Source organism: Mycolicibacterium iranicum, from assembly GCF_014190915.1.
In the GTDB taxonomy this organism is placed as follows: domain Bacteria; phylum Actinomycetota; class Actinomycetes; order Mycobacteriales; family Mycobacteriaceae; genus Mycobacterium; species Mycobacterium iranicum_B.
This window is the reverse complement of the sequence record NZ_JACHVU010000013.1, coordinates 76,916-97,716: the sequence shown is the minus strand read 5'-3', so window position 1 is coordinate 97,716 and position 20,801 is coordinate 76,916. Positions and strand designations below refer to the sequence as shown.

Below are 20,801 nucleotides of genomic sequence, written 5' to 3'. Positions count from 1 at the left end.
TGCGCCGGACGAATCAGCGGCCGCGGCGGCTCAGAGCGCGATAGCCGCCGTAGAGCGCGGCAGCGACCAGTCCGTTGACGAAGTAGGCGATGTCGGCGCCGTGCCATGCCATTGCGACGGGACCCTGGATGAGCGAGGTGTTCATGAACGGGACGGCGACGGCATAGGCCGCCAGGAAGACGACCAGCGCCGCGAGGCCGTCGCGGCCCGTCGTCGTCTCCGAGCCGGGATCGACGGTGGGGCGACCCTTCGACCGGATACGCCAGTCGATGACCACCACCGCGACGAAGGCGGGGATCCAGTAACTGATCAGCAGCAGTACGTCGGTGAAGCGCGTCGCGGTGTCGGCGGCGTGCAGCCACAGGATGAGCATGAAGGCCAGGACTGTGACGATGATCGAGGACAGAGGGCGGCGCACCCGGACACCGATCGTCTGCAGGGCCAGGGATCCGCTGTAGTCGTTCATGACCCCGGACCCGATGGAGGCCACCGCGATCACCAGCAGCGCGAGTCCGCCGATCACACCGCCACCCATCACCGCGCGCACACCCTCGACGGTGTGCTCCCCCACCACACTGGCCGCCGCGATACCGACGCCCTGGACGAAGACGTAGCCGGCCGCCAAACCCGCGGTGGTGAAGGCGAAGACGCGGCGCGCCGACACCCCGGCGGGCAGGTATCTGCTGAAATCGGCGGCATAGGTCGCCCAGGAGATGGACAGGCTGAACGCGATCGTCACCTCCAGCACGAACGCCCCGACGAGGTCGGCGCCGGCTGCCGTCGCCGGAACCGCGATCTCGTGACCGCCGACGAGCTTGACGGCGAAGACCACGAACGTGACGAACAGGACCACCGTGAGCACCGCCTGGAGGCGGTGGATCAACTCGTAGCCGAAGAAGCCGACGACGCCCTGGACCCCGAGCACGATCAGCACACCCGACCAGAACGGGATACCGAGGAGCGCCGACAGCGCCTCGCCGCCGAACAACCCGACCAGCGCGTCCCAGGCGACCGACGAAACCCATTGCAGCGCAGCCGGAACGACGACTGTGCCACCGAAGGCCATGCGCGCGTTGGGCAGCTGGCCGGCGCCGGTCCGCGGGCCCCAGGTCGACAGGTATCCGACCACCAGGGCCCCGAGCACCGTGCCGATCACCATCGCCAGCAGACCCAGCCAGAAGCCGAGGCCGAGCACGATCGCCAGCGTTCCGGTGAAGACACCCGTCATGTTGACCTGCGGGGCGAACCACACGGTGAACAAGCGCCCCGCAGTCCCGTAGCGGTGCGCTTCCGGGATCGGCGCGATGCCGTGCGTCTCGACGGACAGGTCGCCCGCACCGGACGGCCGACGGCCGCTGAACACGTTATCCGAGGTTCGTTGCGCCATGGCCATATTCGACCACGGTGCGCGGGGTCGGCCCGGAGCGCCCTCACCGATTGGCTGTGCTGAGGTCGCACGCGCCATAATCGACGAGAACTGAAGATGAGCTAACGAACTGGGGGTCTTCGCTGACGACAGGAGTGGGCGTGCGCCAGACGGTCCGACGGCCGCGGCTGCTGGTTATCGGGCTCAGCATCGTGGTGCTGACGGTCGCGGTGCTCCAGACCGCCGTGGTTCCGGTGTTGGGCGTCATCGCCGAGCAGTTGGACGCCTCGCCGGTCGGGGTCAGCTGGGCGGTCACGGCCAACCTGCTGGCGGCCGCGGCGGCGACGCCACTGATCGGGCGGCTCGCCGACCTGTACCGCAAGAGACGGGTGCTTCTCGGCGTGCTCGCCGTGGTCCTGATCGGTTCGGTGCTGGCCGCGACCACCACGTCGCTGGCATTGTTGATCGTCGCGCGCGTCCTGCAGGCGGCGTCGTTCGCCCTCTACCCGATCTGCATCGCGATCCTGCGCGAAGAGCTCCCGCCGGAGCGCATGGTGTCGGCCATGTCGGTGCTCTCGGGCACCCTCGGCTTCGGCGGCGGAACCGGACTGGTGGTCGTCGGGCTACTGATGAACGGCGACGCGAGATATCACCGCGTCTTCTGGCTCACCACCGCGTTCACGGTCGTCGTCATCCTGATCGTCGTGGTGCTCGTCCCGAACCGGCCACGGAGCACCGCGGGTTCGATCGACTGGCTGGGCGCTGCGGGTCTGGCCGTCGGACTGTCGGCCCTGCTGCTCGCGATCACCCAGGCCAACGCGTGGGGGTGGTCGTCCCCGCGCACGCTCGCGTGTGCCGTCGGCGGTGTCGCGGTGCTGGTGGCCTGGTGGCGGTGGGAACAACGCACCGCACGGCCGCTGGTCTCGACGCGGATGTTGGCGCAACGGTCGATGTTGTTCACGAACCTCGCGACCATCTTCGTCGGCATGGGGCTGTATTTCGCGTTCCTGGGACTCACCCAGTTCGTCCAGGTGGAGCGCGCGACCGCGGGGTTCGGCTTCGGCGCCGGCGTGCTCGAAGCCAGCGTCGTCTACCTGCTGCCCGGGGCACTCACCGGATTCGTCGTCGCATTGATCAGCGGTCGCTTCATCGACCGGTTCGGCGCGCGGCCGGTGCTGGTCGTCGCCGCCCTCGTCGGCATCGCCGGCTTCCTGCTGATCGCCTTCCTGCACGCCTCGCCATGGCAGGTCATCGTCGCCAACATCCTCGCCAACGCCTACATCAGCCTCGGGTACGGTGCGCTGCCCGCGCTCGTCGTGGCCGACAGCGACGCGGGTGAGACAGGCGTCGCCACGAGCATGAACGCCATCGCCCGAACGGTCGGCGGGTCGATGGCTGCCGCGGTGGTGGCCGTGCTGCTGGCGCGCACCTCGGAATCAGGGGTGCCGCTGGAGAGCAGCTTCACCGCGATCTTCCTGGCCGGCGCCGGCACTGCGGTGCTGGCCATGACGCTCATCGCGATATCGCGGCCCCGGCACCGGGCGACAGAATCCGAGGAGGCCCGCTGCGAGCAGCGCGCGATGAACCACGAGTGGGGCTGACCGGCGCCTCCTGCGGGATCGCTCAGCGCAGTTCGGCCAGGTTGCAGACCGAGCGGTTCACGTCACCCTTGATGACCTTGGCGACGACGTTGCCCACCGGAGTGGACAGCAGACCGCCGGTGAGCTCGGCCACGACGCGGAACGACGAACCTTCTGCTCCGGCGGGCTCGACCTGAAGGGTCAGGGCGATGCAGACGCCGCCGCGCCCGTTGCCGACCAGCTCGATCTCCTTGGGCTCGTCATAGCGCGTGACCCGCCAGTGGATGACGTTCCGGAAGCCCTTGACCTTGATCAGGGACGACACCTGGGTGTCGACGTCGATCTCGGCGGGCACCGGGCTCTTCCATCCGCCGAAGATGGTCAGCCATTCGTCGAACCGCTGCAGGTCGGAGGCCAGCTTCCAGGCTCGCTCGGGACTCAGATCGGACGTCACGGACACATCGACTGTCGCCATGCCCTACTCCCTACCCCGGGTATACGCGGGCGTAAACAGCCTCGCGGGCCGCGAAGCGACTGACACACTTGACGACGCGACCGACCGCGATGCCGACCGGTGGGGACCGGCATCGGTCCGACGCGACTTTTTACGCGGATTCTCGTGCCGAACGGCCGGTTGGGCGAAGGAATCCATTGTGGAAATGTAAATTCGTTGCGGAATCACTTGCGAAGGGCCGCGTCATCCGCGAAGGTTTACCCACGGCCACGCAGCCGTAACCGAGGAGGACCTGCCCTGACCGGCACACATACGACCGCTGCAGATCAGACGGCGGCATCCGCGGCCACCCGTTCCACGGGCGGCCCGGTCATCGAGATCGACCATGTCACGAAGCGCTTCGGCGACTACATCGCCGTCGCCGACGCCGACTTCTCCATCGCATCGGGAGAGTTCTTCTCGATGCTGGGCCCGTCGGGCTGCGGGAAGACGACCACCCTGCGGATGATCGCCGGATTCGAGACACCGTCCGAAGGGGCTATCCGCCTCGAAGGCGCGGACGTGTCCAAGACTCCGCCGAACAAGCGCAACGTCAACACGGTGTTCCAGCACTATGCGCTGTTCCCCCACATGACGGTGTGGGACAACGTGGCCTACGGACCGCGCAGCAAGAAGATCGGAAAAGGAGAAGTCCGCAAGCGCGTCGACGAACTCCTGGAGATCGTGCGCCTGAGCGACTTCGCCGAACGCAAACCCGCCCAGCTCTCCGGCGGCCAGCAGCAGCGCGTCGCGTTGGCACGCGCGCTCGTGAACTACCCCAGCGCACTGCTGCTCGACGAACCGCTCGGCGCCCTCGACCTCAAGTTGCGCCACGTCATGCAGTTCGAGCTCAAGCGCATCCAGCGCGAGGTGGGTATCACGTTCATCTACGTGACCCACGATCAGGAAGAAGCCCTGACGATGAGTGACCGCATCGCGGTCATGAATGCGGGCAACGTCGAGCAGATCGGCACGCCGACCGAGATCTACGACCGACCGTCGACGGTGTTCGTGGCGAGCTTCATCGGCCAGGCCAACCTGTGGGCCGGCCGCCGTACCGGGCGCGCCAACCGGGACTTCGTCGAGATCGACGTCCTGGGTTCGACGCTGCAGGCGCGGGCCGGCGACACCACGATCGAACCGGGTGGGCACGCGACGCTGATGGTGCGCCCCGAGCGGATCCACGTGTCGATGGACGCCCCCGCCGGAGACGCCGCAGGCGTGCGCGCCACCGTCTCCGACCTCACGTTCCAGGGCCCCGTCGTCCGGCTGTCGCTGGCCGCCCCCGACGGGTCGACGGTCATCGCGCACGTCGGCCCCGAGCAGCAACTCCCTCTGCTGAGGCCAGGCGACGAGGTGTATGTGAGCTGGGCGCCCGAGGCGTCGCTGGTCCTGCCGGGCGACGACATCCCCACCACCGAGGATCTCGAAGAGATGCTCGACGACTCCTGACGCTGTGTCGGGCACACCCAGCCCACCTCGCCCCCACCCCCTCCCCGGAGCCGACGAAAGGCACGCCCCGCCATGTCCCGAGAGATCGATCCCACCCTGCTGGCCCGGATGACCGCCAGCCGCACGTCCCGGCGGCGCTTCCTCGGCGGTAGCGCCGCGGCGGCGGCAGGCCTGACGCTCGGTTCGTCGTTCCTGGCCGCCTGCGGTTCCTCCGACACCGGCTCGTCGACCAGCAGCTCGGAATCTGCGGGCCCGGCCAGCGGCACCCTGCGCATCTCGAACTGGCCGCTGTACATGGCGGACGGGTTCGTCGCGGCGTTCCAGACCGCGTCCGGGATCACCGTCGACTACAAGGAAGACTTCAACGACAACGAGCAGTGGTTCGCCAAGGTCAAGGAACCGCTGTCGCGCAAGCAGGACATCGGCGCGGACCTCGCCGTCCCCACCACGTTCCTGGCGACCCGGCTGCACCAGCTCGGCTGGCTGAACGACATCAGCGACGAGGGTGTGCCGAACAAGAAGAACATCCGTCCCGACCTCATCGAGGCCAGCGTCGACCCGGGCCGCAAGTTCACCGCGCCCTACATGTCGGGTCTCGTCGGACTCGCCTACAACCGCGCCGCCACCGGGCGCGACATCCGCACCATCGACGACCTGTGGGATCCGGCGTTCAAGGGCCGAGTGAGCCTGTTCTCGGATGCGCAGGACGGCCTGGGCATGATCATGCTCTCGCAGGGCAGCTCGCCCGAGAACCCCTCCACGGAGTCGGTGCAGAAGGCCATCGACCTGGTGCGCGAACAGAACGACCGGGGCCAGATCCGCCGCTTCACCGGCAACGACTACGCCGACGACCTCGCAGCAGGCAACATCGCTGTGGCACAGGCGTATTCGGGCGACGTCGTGCAGCTGCAGGCCGACAATCCCGACCTGCAGTTCGTGGTCCCGGAGTCGGGTGCGACCACGTTCGTCGACACCATGGTGATCCCGTACACCACGCAGAACCAGAAGGCCGCCGAGGCGTGGATCAACTACGTCTACGACAGGGCCAACTACGCCAAGCTGGTCGCCTACGTCCAGTACGTGCCGGTGCTGTCGGACATGACCGCCGAGCTGGAGAAGATCGACCCGGCCACGGCGGCGAACCCGTTGATCAACCCGTCCCCCGAGGTGCTGGCCAAGTCCAAGGGCTGGGCACCACTGACCGACGAGCAGACGCAGGAATACAACACCGCGTACGCCGCCGTCACCGGCGGCTGACGCCATGGCCGGTGTTGCCTCCAGCAGCCGCCAGCGGAGCAAGGTCGCTCCGTATCTGATGGTTCTGCCGGCACTCGCGTACCTCGCGATCTTCTTCGTGGTGCCGTTCTTCTCCCTGGCGCGCACCTCGCTCTCGGAGACCGGCGGGTCGGTGTTCATGCCGACCCTGTCGTTCGCCTGGGATTTCGGGAACTACGCCGAGGCCTTCACGCTCTACCGCGAGCAGATCTTCCGGTCGTTCGGATACGCGTTCGTCGCCACCCTGCTGTGCCTTCTCCTGGCCTTCCCCCTGGCGTACGTGATCGCGTTCAAGGCAGGCAGATTCAAGAACCTGATCCTCGGACTGGTGATCCTGCCGTTCTTCGTCACGTTCCTGATCCGCACCATCGCGTGGAAGACGATCCTCGCCGACGAAGGGTGGGTGGTCAGCGCGCTCGGCGCGATCGGCATGCTGCCCGACGAGGGCCGGTTGCTATCGACCAGCTGGGCGGTCATCGGCGGTCTGACCTACAACTGGATCATCTTCATGATCCTGCCGCTCTACGTCAGCCTGGAGAAGATCGATCCCCGGTTGATCGAGGCGTCCAAGGATCTGTACTCCTCGACTCCGCGCGCGTTCGGCAAGGTGATCCTGCCGCTGGCGATGCCCGGCGTCCTGGCGGGGAGCATGCTCGTGTTCATCCCCGCTGTCGGTGACTTCATCAACGCCGACTACCTCGGCAGTACCCAGACCACGATGATCGGCAACGTGATCCAGAAGCAGTTCCTGGTGGTCAAGGACTACCCTGCCGCGGCGGCACTGAGCCTCGGGCTGATGCTGCTGATCCTGATCGGGGTCCTGCTCTACACCCGCGCACTGGGCACGGAGGATCTCGTATGACCATGCAGGCCGGCGCCGCGATCGCCACCGCCGCGCAGCAGGATCCGCAACCGAAGAAGGTTCGCGCACGCCGCAACTGGGGCGACGTGCTGCTGCGCCTCGTGGCCGTACTGGTACTGCTGTACCTGTTCCTGCCGATCTTCGTGATCGTGCTGTTCTCGTTCAACCAACCGGCGGGCAAGTTCAACTACACCTGGCAGGGCTTCACGCTCGACAACTGGCTGGACCCGTTCAAGTATCCGCCGCTGACCGAGGCGCTGAAACTCAGCCTCAACGTGGCGGCGGTGTCGACGGCGGTCGCGCTGGTGCTGGGCACCCTCGTCGCGATCGCGCTGGTGCGGCAGCGGTGGCGTGGGCAGCGGACTGTCGACACCTTCCTGGTGCTGCCGCTGACCGCCCCCGAGGTGGTGATGGGTGCGGCATTGCTGACCCTGTTCCTGGACTTCAACACCACCGCCGGTTACCTGACGATCGTGTTGTCGCACATCGCGTTCGAGGTCAGCTTCATCGCGATGACGGTGCGCGCCCGGGTGCGCGGATTCGACTGGACCCTTGAGGACGCCTCTCTGGATCTGGGCGCCGGCCCGGCCCGGACCTTCTTCAAGGTGACGCTGCCGCTGATCGTGCCCGGCATCGTCGCGGCGGCGATGCTGTCCTTCGCCCTGTCGCTCGACGACTTCATCATCACGTTCTTCGTCAGCGGCTCGGAGGTGACCTACCCGCTGTACGTGAACGCGGCGGTGAAGGCGGCCGTCCCGCCGCAGATCAACGTGCTCGCGACCGCCATCCTGGTGGTCAGTCTCGTCCTGCTGGGTATCGGAACGCTGTACCGCCGCAGGAGGTTCGAGAGCTGAGCAGCGGCACCTGCGCCCGCGGCGCCTAGACCGTGACGGTCACCGTCACCCGTCCACGATCATCACGACGGGCGACGGCATGTCCGGTGCGGTCGGCGCCGTCGAATTCGCGGAGCGTCAGCGACCCGCCGTCCCCGGTGAAATTGCGCCACCAGGTCTTCTTGTCCGGCGCCATCACGCGGATCACCACGGCGCCGCCGCGGCGCTGGTAGTTGACCGGAGTCTCGAACGTCTTTCCGGACCGCCTACCGGTGTAGCGGATGACCACCATGCTGCGTCGCACCAGCGAGCCGATGATGGGCGCGTCGATCACACGAGCCGCACCGGCGTTGATGAGACCGACCACCGGCGAGTCGAAGATTCCTCGGGACATGGGTTCACGCTAGCCGGGTCTACCCCACCTCGAGAGGGACCGGAGCGGCACGGGCCCCGGTGCGGGCGGCCCCGATGCCCGCCGCCACGACGAAGCCGATACCGATGATGCCGAGGGTGCCGGGCCGCTGGTCGAGCACGACGAATCCGAGCAGCATGGCGAAGGCCGGTTCCAGGGCCATCAGCGTGCCGAAGGCCGCGGTGGTGAGCCGCCGCAGGGCCAGGAATTCCAAGGCGAACGGCACCACGGGCAGCAGGATCGCCAACCCGAGCCCGACGAGGAGCACGTGCGGCGTCATCTCCGCGATCACACCGGGACCGACGGTGACGGTGGCGACCAGACCGGCCACCGGCATCGACACGGCCAATCCGTTGATCCCGCTGACCGCGTCGCCGACCTTCTGGGTGACCAGGATGTAGGCCCCCCAGCACGCCGCCGCGCTCAGTGCGTAGGCGACGCCGACGAGGTCCACGGCCGCATCCCACGGCTGGGTCAGCAGCAGCACCCCGACCGCGGCGGGCGCCGGCCACATCCAGCGGCCCCGCCCCTGCCCGCGGGCGACCGCGACGCCGAGCGGCCCGAGGAATTCCAGTGCGCTCGCGGTCCCCAGCGGGATGCGGTCGAGGGCCGCCATGAACAGCAGCGTGATGCCCGCGGTGATGACCCCGAGCAGCACACTCAACAGAAAGCTGTTGCGGGTGAATGCTTTTCGACGGGGGCGGACGATGAGGAGGAACAGGAGGCCGGCCCAGGCCAGCCGCAGCCACGCCACGCCCTCGACGCCGATGTCGTCGATCAGCGTGACGGCGATCGCAAGACCGAGCTGTACGCACAGCATCGAGCCCACCGCCATGAAGGCGCCCGTGCGAACCTGATCGCTGGCCATGTCTGCATTGAACGGGACGGCCACCGTCGCGGTCCACGCGTTTTCGACGGACATACCGTTCGGAAAAAGCGAACAATCGCCGCCGCCGATGTTTGAGATCTCCGAAGCGTGGTACAGGCGCGTCATGCTGAGGACTCTGAAGCGATACTCCCCGTTGATGTTCACCGCGGCCGCCGCCACGGCGATCGCCACCGCACCTCTCGGTGGTGCGTCCCTCCTGCCGGTTCCGGCAGGCGGCCCGCCCGGGTGCTACGACATGACCGGCACCGGATGCGGCGCCGTTCCTCCGCCCCCGCCCGCCCCCGGTGTGGCAGGCGCGGTGCCCGGTGGACCCGGCGGTGTGGCAGGACCCGGCGGCACAGCGGGCGCCATCCCCGGCGGGCCCGGCGGTGTCGCGGGACCCGGCGGCGCAGCGGGCGCCATCCCCGGCGGGCCCGGCGGTGTCGCAGGACCCGGCGGCGCAGCGGGCGCCATCCCCGGCGGACCTGCCGGAGCCGCAGGACCGGCGGGAGCCGCGGGCACCATTCCGGGCGGACCCGGCGGTGTCGCAGGACCCGGCGGCGCCGCGGGCGCCATCCCCGGCGGACCCAGCGGTGCCGCAGGCCCCGGTGGCGCTTCCGGCTGCATCCCCGGTGTGGGTTGTGGCACTGTCCCGGCCCCGTAGCCACAGCAGCATCCGGTAGTCACCACAGCACACGTCCGACCGATGCCCTGACCGTCGCCCTCGCGCAGGCGGTCAGGGCATCGTGCCGCGGGCGTCCAGTCGCCGCAGGACGTCGTCGACGACTCCGGGATCGGTCCCGGACTCCGACCGCGCCGCCAGCACCACCTCACGGGCCGCCGCGAGCATCGAGTCCCGCACCACGTCGATCTCCCCGATACGGTCCGAGGCCGGTGCACCGTGGGGCTCGCGGTCACCGTCGCGCAGACCGATGGCGTGCCACATTCGGGCCGCGTTCTCCTCGACATGATCGACGACGTCGTCGGCGACGTCTCCGGCAGCACGGAGCTCGTCGAGTCGGCGCATCCCCGCGTCCTGGGCGCGACGGATCAGCGACTGCTCGAGGTCGTCGAGCGCGGCGTCGTCCCCGCTGACCCGCAGCACCTTCACCAGTACCGGCAGGGTGAGTCCCTGCAGGAGGAGGGTGATGATGACCACGACGAACGCGATGAAGACCAGCCGGTCGCGTTCAGGGAAGGCCGCAGGCAGAGCCAGAGCGGTGACCAGGGTGACGACACCGCGCATCCCCGCCCACGAGGACACCGTCATCTCGCGCCACCCGATCGGTTCGGCCACGGCGCCTCGCCGCCGGTGCAGGCGTTCGTCGAGGGTCGCGACCGGGAAGATCCATGCGAACCGGAGCACGATCACCACCGCGGTGACCGCCAGCGCCTGCACGATCAGTGTGGTCAACGAGCCGGGGGTGCTCTGCATGATGGCGCGCAGCTCGAGGCCGACGAACGCGAAGGCGGCGCCGGTGACGAGGAGTTCGACGACCTCCCAGGTGGTGAGGCTCACCAGCCGGGTCTGTGCGGATTCCGCATCGCTGTAGCGGCTCAACGACAGGGCGAGGGTGACGACCGCCAGCACTCCGCTGCCGTGCACCGCGTCGGCGGCGGTGTACGCGGCGAAGGGGCAGACGAGCACCAGCGCGGTTCCCGCCGGGTGCGCCGGCAGCCTGGTCAGCACCCACCGCGCGCACACCGCCACCAGCAGGCCCGTCAGCACGCCGACGACGATGGCCACCCCCAGAGTGGTCGCCGTGCGGCCCCGGCGACAGCGCGCCGGTGAGCGCCGACGCGACGGCGACTTCGTAGAGGACGAGCGCGGTCGCGTCGTTGGACAGCCCCTCGCCCTCCAGGATGGTGCGCAGCCGGCGCGGCAGATGCAGTTTGCCCGCGATCGACGTCGCCGCGATCGGGTCCGGCGGGGCGACCGCCGCACCGACCGCGGTCGCGGCAACCAGCGGCAGCCCGGGCACGATCGCGACCAGGGTGGCCCCCACGGTGAACGCGGTCACCGCGACCAGCGCGATCGCAAGCAGCCCGATGGCGCGCCGGTTGTCCAGGAACTGGCGCCAGGAGGTCCGGCGCGCCGCGGCGAACAGCAGTGGCGGAAGGATCAGCGGCAGAATGAGTTTCGGATCCACCGCGGGCAGCGGCAGCCCGGGGATCGGCGCCAGCAGCATGCCGAAGATCAGCAGCACGGCCGGGTACGGCATGCTGATGCGCTCGGCGATCGGTGCGAGCACCGCGGTTGCGGCGAACAACACGATCAGCAGGGTCAGTTCGGCCACGCCACATCCCGTCCACGTCGGTCGACAGTTGCCGCGCCGGTGTACCCCGCCGGGGGCCGCTGAACCGCGGGGCCCTGATCAGGCCTCCCACTCCCGCGACACCGACGCCGTCCAGCGCGGTGGCCTGCGCTCGAGAAAGGCGGCCACTCCCTCGCGGGCATCGGCCCCGCCGAGCAGGCGGCGGTGCGCGGCGGTCTCCCGGGCCGCCACCTGGCGGGCGCTGAGGCCCTCGATCATCGTGTCCCAGAGCAGTCGCTTGCTCACAGCGGCCGACATCGGCGCGACGTTGGTCGCGATGTCGCGGGCGACGGCCATCGCAGCGCCGAACACCTCGGCCGCGGGCAGCGTGCGGCTGGCGATTCCCAGGGCGGCGGCCTCGGTGCCGTCGAATGTGCGCCCGGTCAGGAGGAGGTCGGCTGCCACGGCCGCGCCCGCGAGGTGGGGCAACGTCCAGTGCGACATGCAGTCCCCGACGACCCCCCGACGAACCTGTGCGACCGCGTATTTCGCGTCGGTGGCCATGATCCTGATGTCGGCGTGCAGCGCGATGGTCAACCCGATTCCGATGGCATGGCCGTTGACCGCCGCGATGACCGGGGTGCGCAGTTCGAACGCCGCAGGGTCCGTCGGCGAGGCCGTGAACGCGTCCCCGGCGGATGCGAACGGGTCTCCCTGCCCGAAATCCGCTCCCGCGCAGAAGGCCTCACCCGCACCGGTCAGCACGATGGCCCGCACACCGTCGTCGGCGTCGCAGTCCCGGTACGCACCGTTGAGCAGGTCTCCCATCTCGGAGGTGTAGGCGTTGCGTCGCTGCGGGCGGTTGAGGGTCAGCACCGCGACACCGTCGCTGACGGTGACGGTCAGGTCGGCCATGCGGCGAACTTACCGACTGCGCGGCCGACCACTGGAGACAATCGTGGGATGGACACACGGCGCCTGGGACTGCTGCTCGCTCTCTCCCGGCTCGGATCGATGCGCGCCGTGGCCGACGAGCACGGCCTCACCACCTCGACGGTGAGCGCCCAGATCGCGGCGCTGGCGCGCGACACGGGCACGCAGCTGATCGAGCCCGAGGGCCGCCGTGTCCGGCTGACGCCGGCGGGTCGACGGCTGGCAGACCACGCGGTCAGCATCCTTGCCGCCGTCGACGCGGCCAGGCTGGACCTCGACCCCGACGCGGAACCGGCGGGGACGGTGCGCGTGGGCGGCTTCGCCACCGGTATCCGGGTCTCCCTGCTGCCCATCATCGGCGGCCTGACCGCGCGGCATCCCGGGGTGGATGTCGTCATCAGCGAGTACGAACCCGTCGAAGCGTTCGCGCTGCTCACCGGCGACGACCTCGACCTTGCGCTGACCTACGACTACAACCTGGCTCCCGCCTCGCCCGGTCCGAGCATGGAGGTGACCCCGCTGTGGTCGATCGGGTGGGGCCTGGGCGTCCCGGCCGGGACGCCACCCGATACCGGGCTGACGGCGTTCGCGAAGTCCACCTGGATCGTGAACTCCCGCAACACCGCCGACGAGACGGCCGTGCGCACCCTGGCGTCACTGGCCGGGTTCACCCCGCGCATCGCGCACCAGATCGACAGCCTGGACCTGGTGGAGGACCTGATCGTGGCCGGGTTCGGCGTGGGACTGCTCCCACTGGGCAGACCGACCGGGCCCGGGGTCAGCGTGCTGGCCCTGCGCGACCCCGACGTCACGCTGACCGCGTATGCGGTCACCCGCAGGCGTCGTTCGGACTGGTCCCCCCTGCGCGCCGTTCTGGACAGGATGCGACAGGCGTCGACCGATCGGCGGCACCCGCAGTGGCCCCGCCCCGAAGCGGGTCCGGCCCGGTGACAGGGACCCGACGGCGTGCACACGCCGGCGCGATACGGCGGGTTTGCAGCCGTGTGCGCGTGGGAACACAGGCCGCATGTTGATCCGACGTGTTGCGCGCCCGATGCTGTCCGCAGTCTTCATCTCGCGTGGGATTGAGGCTCTCCGAAGCCCCAAACCAGCGACCGACGCCTCTCGCCAGACCCTCGAAGGACTGAGCAAGCTGCCCGACCCGGTCGGCACGAACGTGCCTTCCGACGCCGAGACCGTCGCGAAGGTCACCGCCGGCGTGCAGATCGGCGGCGGCCTGCTGCTGGCCACCGGAAAACTCCCCCGGTTGGCCTCCGCCGCACTGGCGCTTAGTGTCGTCCCCAGTTCCCTTGGCGGACATGCTTTCTGGAGCGAGGTCGATCCGCAGCGCAAGGCCGACGAGCGGCGGGCGTTCATCACCGACATCAGCCTCATCGGCGGTCTGATCATCGCTGCGGTCGACACCGAGGGCAAGCCGTCGCTGGGTTGGCGCGGCCGCCGTGCGGCGCGCAAGGTCTCCGGGGCGGTCACCGCCGCCCTGCCGGCCGGCGCGGCCGCGGGCAGCTCGCTGTCGGACAGCGCGCTCGCCGAGAAGGTGGGACACGGCCTGCAGGTCGGGGCCGAGCGCGGACGCGAACTGGCGCACATCGCCGGTGAACGCGGCTCGGAACTGGCCGAGGTCGCCAAGGACCGCGGCGGGAAGTGGGCCGAGGTCGCCCGCGAGCGCGGCGGTGAACTGGCCGAGATCGCCCAGAAGCGCAGCGCCGAGCTGGCCGAGATCGCCCGCGAGCGCGGCGGCGAATTCGCCGAGATCGCCCGCGACCGCAGCGGTGACCTCGCCGACCGCGCCCGTGACCGGGCCCCGGAACTGGCCGAGCTGGCGCGCGACCGCGGTACCGACTGGGCGGCGCTGGCGCGCGACCGTGCCGAGCTCGCTCGCGACCGGGCGGCGTTGCTGGCCGAGTCCGCCGGTAAGGAAGCCAAGAAGCAGGCCAAGAAGCAGAAGCGCCGCGTGCGCTGATCGCGTCCGCGGCCCTGTGGGCCGCACGCTGGACACCGATCCGCGGCGCCGACCAGAGTGTCGGCGCCGCGGTTCTGTCTTTCTCTATGTCGTCAGAAAGTCGGTGCCGCAACCCTTTTCATCACCGCGGGGCGTAGCTGTAATCGATGTTCGTGCCGTCGACCGCGGTCACCGTGAGAAGGAAAGCCGCGCGCTCCGGGCCCGCGACCACAGCACAGTCCACCGTGTTGCCCGGCTTGCCCTCCAGATCGCCCGTGCAGGTCGCCGAGTCGGGCCGCCGGCTCAGATGACGGGACAGATCGTCGAGCAGCGACTTCTCCACCTCGGACCTGGTCAGGATCGGGACCAGGTCGAAGTTCATCATCAACCCCTCGACGCTGGTGACTTCCACAGTCCGGCGCAACGTGACACCTGAGGTGACGACGTCGCACTGTGCGGCCTCCCCCATCCGGCCCGTGAGCCCGCCCGGACACCTCACCTCGGACGGCGGTGGCCCACCGGCTTCGTCGATCAACCGGACCACGGCCCGCTCCAATTGCTCCTTTGACAGTGCCGGCACCAGTTCGTAGTCGATCGTGGCGCCTTCCACGCTGGTGACGGTCACGATCGGCGCGAAGCTGTTGGTCGGGCTCATCACCACATCGCAGCGCGCCACCTGACCGACCTCGCCGACGAGGGGCTCCTTGCACGAGACGGACTGCGGCCGCTGCCCGGCATCACCGAAACGCTGCGCGATGTCGGACTGCAGATCCTCGGTCGTGACCACCGGTAGGCCGTCGGCGAGCTGGACGTGGCAACCGGACACCACCGCGCTCGCTGCCGCCAGCGCGGTGAGCGGACCGAAGACCTTCCTCATGGGTGTGATCCCGTCGCAGTCAGGAAGTTTGCAGGCACCCTAGCAGGCCCCGTCGGTGTGATGATTGACTGCCGAGATGTCCAGACCCCACTCTGTCGCACGCCGCCTGCACGACCGCATCGAACCGGTGCACGCCGTCACCTACTTCGCGCCTGAAGCCCGGTCGGCACTGGACGGGCTCGGATACAAGGGGTTCTGGATGGGCTATTTCGCGGCCCGCTCCGCCCCGCTGGGCCCGGTGCCGGTCGATGTCGTCACTGCCGCGTTCTACAACTTCACCCCCGAACGCGTCGCCAAGGCGTTGCCGGCAGCCTGGCAGATCGCTCCCCCGGCTGCGGCGCTGGAAATCCGCAGCGACGCCGCCGCAGCCGCGCTGCGGCGCTACGGCGTCACCGATGACGAGGCGGGCACCGTCGCCGACCTCGTCGCCGACGCGGTCGCGCGGTGCGAGGTGGGTGGGCGGGCGCTGTACGCGGCCAACCACGCACTGGCGTGGCCGGATGAACCGCTGGCCCGGTTGTGGCACGCCTCGACGCTGCTGCGGGAGCATCGCGGCGACGGACACGTGGCCGTACTGACCGCCGAGGGCGTATCCGGCCGTGAATGCAACATCCTGCACGCCGCGGCCGGCCGGGTTCCCGCCGAGATGATCAAACGTGCTCGCGACTACGACGACGACCAATGGGCTCGGCACCACGGGGAACTCCGGGAACGGGGACTGCTCGACGACGAAGGTGAGCTGACACCGTCAGGCCGCGCGCTCAAACAGCACATCGAGGACCGCACGGATGCGCTCGCGCTGTCCGCGCTCGCCGGGATCGACGACGCCGCCGTCGAGACACTGTTCGGCGTCCTCACTCCCATCACCCGCAAAGTTGTTGCCGCACAGGATCTTCCTGACGGGACACCGATGGGTTTGAGCCGTAAGGACCTGGACGACGCCGGCGCGCATCTGTCCTGACGACGGGTCAGCGCGGCGCGTACATGATCAGGCCGACGCCGACGAGGCAGACGAGCGCGCCCCCGACGTCCCATCGGTCCGGCCTGAAGCCGTCGGCGACCATCCCCCAAAGCAGCGATCCGGCGACGAAGACGCCCCCGTAGGCGGCGAGCACCCGACCGAAGTTGGCATCGGGCTGGAACGCCGCGACGAAGCCGTAGGCGCCCAGGGCGAGCAGTCCCGCGCCCACCCACAGCCACCCGCGATGTTCGCGCACACCCTGCCACACCAGCCAGGCGCCCCCGATCTCCAGCACGGCGGCGAGGACGAACAGCAGGACGGATCTGAGCACCACGCCCTTCAGCGTGCCATCAGTGGTGGGCGCCGGCGACGGGGGTGTGGCACGCGTCGGGCGGGCTGCCGGCGACGTCGAGCGCGGGGTTGCGGTCGAAGAACCCGAACGGCTTGAGCCAGAACGACACCACGTCGACGGGCATCACCGGCCAGTCCTCGGCCCGGGTGATGTGATGGATACCGAACACGTACCACAGGACGACGTCGGTGTTCTCGATCGGACGGTCGGCGGCCGTCCACCGCGTCAGGCCGGTGTCGCGGGCGGACTGATTCACGAATTCCCCTGCCGGCCAACGCTCGTCACGCTGATTGGGAGTCACCCACAGCGTGTGGGCGATCACCCCGGCGCGTTCGAGGACGGGCGAACCGGGTTCGAACATCGGCGGGATGGCACCGCTGGGAACGAGCTTGTACGCCGGGTGAGCACCGATCCCGGTCACGACGTTGGGGTTGACCACCTTCCAGGCGCGCTGGGTTGCGAAGTTCACATCCTGTCGGGCTTCACCTTCGGTGCGCAGCGGGGTGTTGGTCACCACCAGCGACAGTCCGTGCGGGTTGGCGGGCCCGATCGGTTCGGCGAACGATTCGGACACCACCACCGTGTTCCGTGGCCCGTCGACGTCCATGTCGAGGCGAGCGACCAGGAAGTGCTGGTGGAACGGGGCGTAGGTGCGCTCGTCGACGAGCGTGCCGTTGGGATTGGGTGCGCCCGCCGGCAGTGGTGTGGTCACCATGATGCCGGTGGCGCGCACCTCGCATTCGATGTTCCCGTCCTGGTAAAGCCGCCAGTAGACCAGGTATTCGTAGTTTGCGACCGTGACGTGGAACGAGACGGTGAGCCGGCGCATCCGTCGCACTTCGGCGCCGATGTCGTGATCGACGTGTTTCCACAGGACCGCGTCGTCCTCTTCGTGGATGCAGATCGCCTGGGCGATGGTGTAGGGCTCCCCTCGGCTGTTGTGCAGCACGGCGTCGAGGTAGCGGATCTCGCCCAGGCAGTCGCAACCGAGCGTCAACGAGGTCGTCATGAAACCCAGGCCCCACTCACCGATGTCGAAAGCCGTGCGGCGGAAGTGATCCGGCGACGGATCTCGGTAGGGCACGATCATCTCGGCGAAGGAGAGCCGGTGCGCGATCGACCGTTCGCGCTCACCGTCGCGGTAGCGCACCGTGTGCAGCGTCATGCCCTCGCGGTGGTTGAAACCCACTCGTAGAGACCAGTTCTGCCACCGCAGCAGGTTGCCCTCCAGGGTGAACGACGGCCCTTCGGGCTGGGTGACGTGCAGGGGCTTGAGCGGTTCGCGGCGCGACGCGGCCAGAATCCGTTCCGGGATGTGGGCGGGTACGTACTCACCCATCACCGCGGGCGCGGGCTCACCCGCGGCGAACGCCCCCTCGTCCTCGACCCGGAGCAGTTCCATGGCGTTGAGGTCGACGACGCAGTGCAGGCCACTGACCAGCCGCGCATAGGGATTGGCGCCGGGAGCGGCTTTGAGCCAACTGTCCGACCAACCGATCCGCCGGTCGCGGTACTCGGGCGGGGCGACCGCGTCCCCGTAGGTCCACGTGTCGAAGAAAACCAGGTCCAGGTCGGTGATGCCCCGGTTACGCAGTGCGGCGATCACCTCCGGGTGCGCGCGCAGCAACTGGTCGCACTCCGCGAACTCGTCGACGGTGAAGTTCGCCTGGACGCCCGGAATGTGCTCGAACTTCTCGACACGCTGATCACCCAGGGACACCACACCCTTGTAGGTCGCGTTGGCCGACCGGTCGAAGCACACGATCTCGGCCCGCCGCGCCGGCCTGGCCCCGCCCGCTTCGAAGTCGGCCAGTTCGGCTTTGCCGGGTTCGAGCATCTCGATCGATGCGAACCGCCAGCCCGCCGGCGCCCCCGGCGCACCGGGCACCACGCCGCGCTCGCGGCGCAGGATGTCGGCGACCGCCGAGATCTCGGAAGCGGTGAGCGGGTCGAGGGGGAACGGCTGCGCGGACGGATCAGCGGGCTGAGACACGAATCAACGCAATCACATCGGCCGCTCCGGGGCGGGTTGAATCGCGCAAGTCGGCGACGTCACCGCGCGGCCAGGAAGAAGTCCTCCCACGCCAGGCGACGATCCGAGTGCGGGTCGAGTTCGACGCGTCGGCGACGGTCCAGGACCAGGACCGCGCGGTCGTCGCGGGTGTACTGCGGCCAGTCGGCGCCGGGCGCGCCCCGGCCGGCGAAGGACAGCCAGCGCCGTTGCACGTCGTCGGTGACCTTGCGGGCGCTGCGCGCGTCGATGCCTGCGGTGAGTAGGCGGCCGAACCGGGAGCGGTACACGTCGAACACCGCGAGCAGTTCGGTGGCGTGAGTGGCGCCCATGCCGGAGAGCCGCAGCGCCGCGGTCGCGTAGTCGAAGCGGTAGACGTAGGTCGGGGCGTGGGCGGAGTGTGCGTGCGCGATCTGCCACACCGCCGATCCGAAGATGAAGTCGCCACCGAACCGCACACACGCCTGCGCACTGGGATATCCGGGGTACGCGGCCAGGATGCGTTGGCGCGCTTCGGGTTCCATGTGTGCCAGCAGACGTTCGATCGCCTGCTCGTTGGTCGGCAGCAGTTTCAGGAACCGGGTGAACAACCGGCCCTCGTCGGCGTTGGTGCCCACGATCAGCGGCACCGCATGTGCCGTACCGTCCCGCATCGCCTCGACGGGGTCCTCGGGCAGGTATTCGGTGCCGAAGGTCGGTCCGATCGCGAAGGCGCCCAGCATGTCGCGCTGCCCCTCCACGACCAACCGGTCGAGCGCGTTCACCAGTTCGGCGGGGCGCGCGGCCAGCAGGGCCCGGCCCGCACCGGCACGGTCGGCCCCCAGCTGTCGTGCGAAGCGCACCGCGTAGTCCTCGGCGATGTCGGCGTTGCTGATCATGCCGCTCGCCGGGCTCTGGGAAATGGCCCGTGCGAACAGGCCCTTGGCATCGGGGGTCGCCATCAGCGTCGCGACGGCATGGGCCCCGGCGCTCTCGCCGAAGATGGTGACGTTGTCGGCGTCACCGCCGAAGGCACCGATGTTGTCGCGCACCCAGCGAAGGGCCATCACGAGGTCGCGCAGGAACAGGTTGTCGTCGATCGTCACCTCGGGGGTCGACAGTGACGACAGCTCCAGACACCCCAGTGCCCCCAGCCGGTAGTTCACCGAGACGTAGACACATCCCTTGCGGGCCAGCGAGGCGCCGTCGTAGACCGGGGTGGCCGAGCTCCCCAGCAGGTAGCCGCCGCCGTGGATGAAGACCATGACGGGCAGCGGGCCGTCGGCGCGCGTGCCAGCGCCCTGGGGGGCCACCACGTTCAGCGTCAGACAGTCCTCGCTCATCGGCTGATATCTGCCCGGCGCGAGGAGGGTGTACATCTTCTGCTGGGGAGCGCAATAACCGAAGCCGTGACAGTGGCGGACGCCCCGCCACGGTTGCACCGGCTGGGGTGCGCGGTACCGGAGCGCTCCCACCGGGGGTCGCGCGAAGGGGATGGACCGCCATCGATCGACCCCGTCCCGGGTGAAGCCCTCGACGGTGCCCGCAGCGGTGTTCACCCGGACGGTGTGCTCGTGCATTCTGTCGACGGTAGCGAACGTTGTGCCGGCCTGCCTCACCGTGGGATCCGTGTCGGGTCGATAGCCTGGTCAGATGCGTCTTGCTGCCTTGGTCGCGGTCAGCGCCCTGGCGGCGGCCTGCTCTCAGTCCGTGGGCGGTCAGGCGGAGTCGCCGGGATCCCCGACGCCTGCGCCGACAGCGACGTCACCGGCGGCTTCCCCGCAGGCGCCGTCCACTCCGACGCCGGCGGCCGCGGCCCCGATCGACGAGGTCATCGACTTCATCGAGGCGGGCACGCCCGTCGATCCCGGCTCATTCCATGTGGCGTTCCGCGACGGCGTCACCACCCGGCTCGGCGACGCCGTCGCCTTCGTCGCACCGTCCGGACCGCCGCACAGCACCACGCAGTGCATCACGACCACCGGCCCCCTGACGTGTCTGCTGGACCCGACGGCGCCCGCGCCGCGCCCGGCGCAGGCCGAGGGTGTCTGGAAGCCGGGGTGGACCGAGTTCACTGGGACGACCCTGTCGGTCGGCGCGCTGCGGGGAGATCCCGGCCCGTTCGCCGCCGGCACGGGGACCGAGCTGGCCGCCGGGCAGTCGTTGGCGTTCGGCGACAACCGGTGTCGCAGTGACAGTTCGGGCCTCTACTGCGTCAACTACGCCCACCGTGCCGCGGTACGCATCGCCGCAGCCGGCGTCGTGCCGTTCGGATGCCTGGCGGCGCTGGCGCCGCCCCCGGAGTCGGCGGCACTGTACGGGTGCTGACCGG

Annotated in this window: 20 protein-coding genes and 1 pseudogene; 10 read left to right on the top strand and 11 right to left on the bottom strand. The window is 69.4% G+C overall.

What is annotated here, in order from left to right; translation table 11 throughout:
• Nucleotides 1-13: 13 nt before the first annotated feature.
• A complete protein-coding gene (locus tag FHR72_RS22430; protein WP_183472348.1) occupies nt 14-1,393 on the bottom strand; it encodes a purine-cytosine permease family protein in 1,380 nt (459 codons plus the stop codon).
• Between the two features lie 134 nt (nt 1,394-1,527).
• Between FHR72_RS22430 and FHR72_RS22425 the strand changes: the two genes are divergently transcribed.
• Complete coding sequence (locus FHR72_RS22425) at nt 1,528-2,967, top strand: MFS transporter (protein WP_183472345.1); 1,440 nt, start codon at nt 1,528-1,530, stop codon at nt 2,965-2,967.
• A gap of 22 nt (nt 2,968-2,989) precedes the next feature.
• Here the strand turns inward: FHR72_RS22425 and FHR72_RS22420 are convergent, their stop codons facing one another.
• A complete protein-coding gene (locus FHR72_RS22420; protein ID WP_183472342.1) occupies nt 2,990-3,421 on the bottom strand; it encodes a type II toxin-antitoxin system Rv0910 family toxin in 432 nt (143 codons plus the stop codon).
• Between the two features lie 351 nt (nt 3,422-3,772).
• Between FHR72_RS22420 and FHR72_RS22415 the strand changes: the two genes are divergently transcribed.
• The 4 genes from FHR72_RS22415 (at nt 3,773) to FHR72_RS22400 (ending at nt 7,882) form a co-directional block, all read left to right on the top strand.
• Entirely contained in the window at nt 3,773-4,891 is a 1,119-nt protein-coding gene (locus FHR72_RS22415) for an ABC transporter ATP-binding protein (protein WP_183472504.1), read from the top strand.
• Nucleotides 4,892-4,963: 72 nt separating this feature from the next.
• Nucleotides 4,964-6,148 (top strand): polyamine ABC transporter substrate-binding protein, encoded by a 1,185-nt coding sequence (locus FHR72_RS22410; RefSeq protein ID WP_183472339.1) that lies wholly within the window; start codon nt 4,964-4,966, stop codon nt 6,146-6,148.
• 4 nt (nt 6,149-6,152) lie between these two features.
• Nucleotides 6,153-7,028 (top strand): ABC transporter permease, encoded by an 876-nt coding sequence (locus FHR72_RS22405; RefSeq protein ID WP_183472336.1) that lies wholly within the window; start codon nt 6,153-6,155, stop codon nt 7,026-7,028.
• Nucleotides 7,025-7,882, top strand: a complete 858-nt coding sequence (locus FHR72_RS22400; protein WP_183472334.1) for an ABC transporter permease — start codon at nt 7,025-7,027, stop codon at nt 7,880-7,882. The genes FHR72_RS22405 and FHR72_RS22400 overlap by 4 nt, the downstream gene beginning before the upstream one ends.
• A gap of 25 nt (nt 7,883-7,907) precedes the next feature.
• Here the strand turns inward: FHR72_RS22400 and FHR72_RS22395 are convergent, their stop codons facing one another.
• Both FHR72_RS22395 and FHR72_RS22390 read right to left on the bottom strand, forming a co-directional pair.
• The gene (locus FHR72_RS22395) at nt 7,908-8,255 is read right to left on the bottom strand and encodes a hypothetical protein (protein WP_183472332.1); all 348 of its coding nucleotides are present in this window, start codon (nt 8,253-8,255) and stop codon (nt 7,908-7,910) included.
• A gap of 19 nt (nt 8,256-8,274) precedes the next feature.
• Nucleotides 8,275-9,141: an EamA family transporter gene (locus tag FHR72_RS22390; RefSeq protein WP_183472330.1), complete on the bottom strand. Its 867-nt coding sequence runs from the start codon at nt 9,139-9,141 to the stop codon at nt 8,275-8,277.
• 124 nt (nt 9,142-9,265) lie between these two features.
• On the opposite strand from FHR72_RS22390, the gene FHR72_RS22385 reads away from it, so the two are divergent.
• Nucleotides 9,266-9,805, top strand: a complete 540-nt coding sequence (locus tag FHR72_RS22385) for a hypothetical protein (RefSeq protein WP_183472328.1) — start codon at nt 9,266-9,268, stop codon at nt 9,803-9,805.
• 72 nt (nt 9,806-9,877) lie between these two features.
• Here the strand turns inward: FHR72_RS22385 and FHR72_RS22380 are convergent, their stop codons facing one another.
• From FHR72_RS22380 to FHR72_RS22375, 3 genes and pseudogenes are all read right to left on the bottom strand, one after another.
• Nucleotides 9,878-10,888 carry a cation:proton antiporter gene (locus FHR72_RS22380; protein ID WP_311736231.1) on the bottom strand — a complete coding sequence of 337 codons (1,011 nt, stop codon included), beginning with the start codon at nt 10,886-10,888 and terminating at the stop codon, nt 9,878-9,880.
• Between the two features lie 106 nt (nt 10,889-10,994).
• Nucleotides 10,995-11,363: pseudogene (locus tag FHR72_RS26660) on the bottom strand (cation:proton antiporter domain-containing protein); the annotation flags it as partial.
• 153 nt (nt 11,364-11,516) lie between these two features.
• A complete protein-coding gene (locus FHR72_RS22375) occupies nt 11,517-12,311 on the bottom strand; it encodes an enoyl-CoA hydratase/isomerase family protein (RefSeq protein WP_183472326.1) in 795 nt (264 codons plus the stop codon).
• A 48-nt stretch (nt 12,312-12,359) separates the two neighbouring features.
• Between FHR72_RS22375 and FHR72_RS22370 the strand changes: the two genes are divergently transcribed.
• Nucleotides 12,360-13,280 (top strand): LysR family transcriptional regulator, encoded by a 921-nt coding sequence (locus FHR72_RS22370; RefSeq protein WP_183472323.1) that lies wholly within the window; start codon nt 12,360-12,362, stop codon nt 13,278-13,280.
• Between the two features lie 76 nt (nt 13,281-13,356).
• A complete protein-coding gene (locus tag FHR72_RS22365) occupies nt 13,357-14,310 on the top strand; it encodes a DoxX family protein (protein WP_183472320.1) in 954 nt (317 codons plus the stop codon).
• Between the two features lie 121 nt (nt 14,311-14,431).
• On the opposite strand, the gene FHR72_RS22360 is transcribed toward FHR72_RS22365, so the two are convergent.
• Nucleotides 14,432-15,166, bottom strand: coding sequence for a DUF4333 domain-containing protein (locus tag FHR72_RS22360; protein ID WP_183472317.1), 735 nt, complete (start codon nt 15,164-15,166; stop codon nt 14,432-14,434).
• A gap of 76 nt (nt 15,167-15,242) precedes the next feature.
• Here FHR72_RS22360 and FHR72_RS22355 point away from each other — a divergent pair, with 76 nt between their 5' ends.
• Nucleotides 15,243-16,127, top strand: a complete 885-nt coding sequence (locus FHR72_RS22355) for an SCO6745 family protein (RefSeq protein ID WP_183472314.1) — start codon at nt 15,243-15,245, stop codon at nt 16,125-16,127.
• Between the two features lie 7 nt (nt 16,128-16,134).
• Here the strand turns inward: FHR72_RS22355 and FHR72_RS22350 are convergent, their stop codons facing one another.
• Genes FHR72_RS22350 through FHR72_RS22340 form a run of 3 tightly spaced genes read right to left on the bottom strand, consistent with a single transcriptional unit; the run spans nt 16,135 to nt 20,049 of the window.
• A complete protein-coding gene (locus FHR72_RS22350) occupies nt 16,135-16,461 on the bottom strand; it encodes a YnfA family protein (RefSeq protein WP_183472311.1) in 327 nt (108 codons plus the stop codon).
• Between the two features lie 16 nt (nt 16,462-16,477).
• Complete coding sequence (locus tag FHR72_RS22345; protein ID WP_183472308.1) at nt 16,478-18,472, bottom strand: primary-amine oxidase; 1,995 nt, start codon at nt 18,470-18,472, stop codon at nt 16,478-16,480.
• 59 nt (nt 18,473-18,531) lie between these two features.
• Nucleotides 18,532-20,049 (bottom strand): carboxylesterase/lipase family protein, encoded by a 1,518-nt coding sequence (locus tag FHR72_RS22340; protein WP_183472305.1) that lies wholly within the window; start codon nt 20,047-20,049, stop codon nt 18,532-18,534.
• A 73-nt stretch (nt 20,050-20,122) separates the two neighbouring features.
• Here FHR72_RS22340 and FHR72_RS22335 point away from each other — a divergent pair, with 73 nt between their 5' ends.
• A complete protein-coding gene (locus FHR72_RS22335) occupies nt 20,123-20,797 on the top strand; it encodes a hypothetical protein (protein ID WP_183472302.1) in 675 nt (224 codons plus the stop codon).
• Nucleotides 20,798-20,801: the final 4 nt, after the last annotated feature.

Excerpts from the sequence above, each read along its gene's own strand:
- FHR72_RS22430 (WP_183472348.1), bottom strand. The coding sequence starts at position 1,393 with ATGGCCATGGCGCAACGAACCTCGGATAACGTGTTCAGCGGCCGTCGG.
- FHR72_RS22420 (WP_183472342.1), bottom strand. The coding sequence starts at position 3,421 with ATGGCGACAGTCGATGTGTCCGTGACGTCCGATCTGAGTCCCGAGCGA.
- FHR72_RS22410 (WP_183472339.1), top strand. The coding sequence starts at position 4,964 with ATGTCCCGAGAGATCGATCCCACCCTGCTGGCCCGGATGACCGCCAGC.
- FHR72_RS22405 (WP_183472336.1), top strand. The coding sequence starts at position 6,153 with ATGGCCGGTGTTGCCTCCAGCAGCCGCCAGCGGAGCAAGGTCGCTCCG.
- FHR72_RS22400 (WP_183472334.1), top strand. The coding sequence starts at position 7,025 with ATGACCATGCAGGCCGGCGCCGCGATCGCCACCGCCGCGCAGCAGGAT.
- FHR72_RS22395 (WP_183472332.1), bottom strand. The coding sequence starts at position 8,255 with ATGTCCCGAGGAATCTTCGACTCGCCGGTGGTCGGTCTCATCAACGCC.
- FHR72_RS22390 (WP_183472330.1), bottom strand. The coding sequence starts at position 9,141 with ATGGCCAGCGATCAGGTTCGCACGGGCGCCTTCATGGCGGTGGGCTCG.
- FHR72_RS22385 (WP_183472328.1), top strand. The coding sequence starts at position 9,266 with ATGCTGAGGACTCTGAAGCGATACTCCCCGTTGATGTTCACCGCGGCC.
- FHR72_RS22375 (WP_183472326.1), bottom strand. The coding sequence starts at position 12,311 with ATGGCCGACCTGACCGTCACCGTCAGCGACGGTGTCGCGGTGCTGACC.
- FHR72_RS22370 (WP_183472323.1), top strand. The coding sequence starts at position 12,360 with ATGGACACACGGCGCCTGGGACTGCTGCTCGCTCTCTCCCGGCTCGGA.
- FHR72_RS22365 (WP_183472320.1), top strand. The coding sequence starts at position 13,357 with ATGTTGATCCGACGTGTTGCGCGCCCGATGCTGTCCGCAGTCTTCATC.
- FHR72_RS22360 (WP_183472317.1), bottom strand. The coding sequence starts at position 15,166 with ATGAGGAAGGTCTTCGGTCCGCTCACCGCGCTGGCGGCAGCGAGCGCG.
- FHR72_RS22355 (WP_183472314.1), top strand. The coding sequence starts at position 15,243 with ATGTCCAGACCCCACTCTGTCGCACGCCGCCTGCACGACCGCATCGAA.
- FHR72_RS22340 (WP_183472305.1), bottom strand. The coding sequence starts at position 20,049 with ATGCACGAGCACACCGTCCGGGTGAACACCGCTGCGGGCACCGTCGAG.
- FHR72_RS22335 (WP_183472302.1), top strand. The coding sequence starts at position 20,123 with ATGCGTCTTGCTGCCTTGGTCGCGGTCAGCGCCCTGGCGGCGGCCTGC.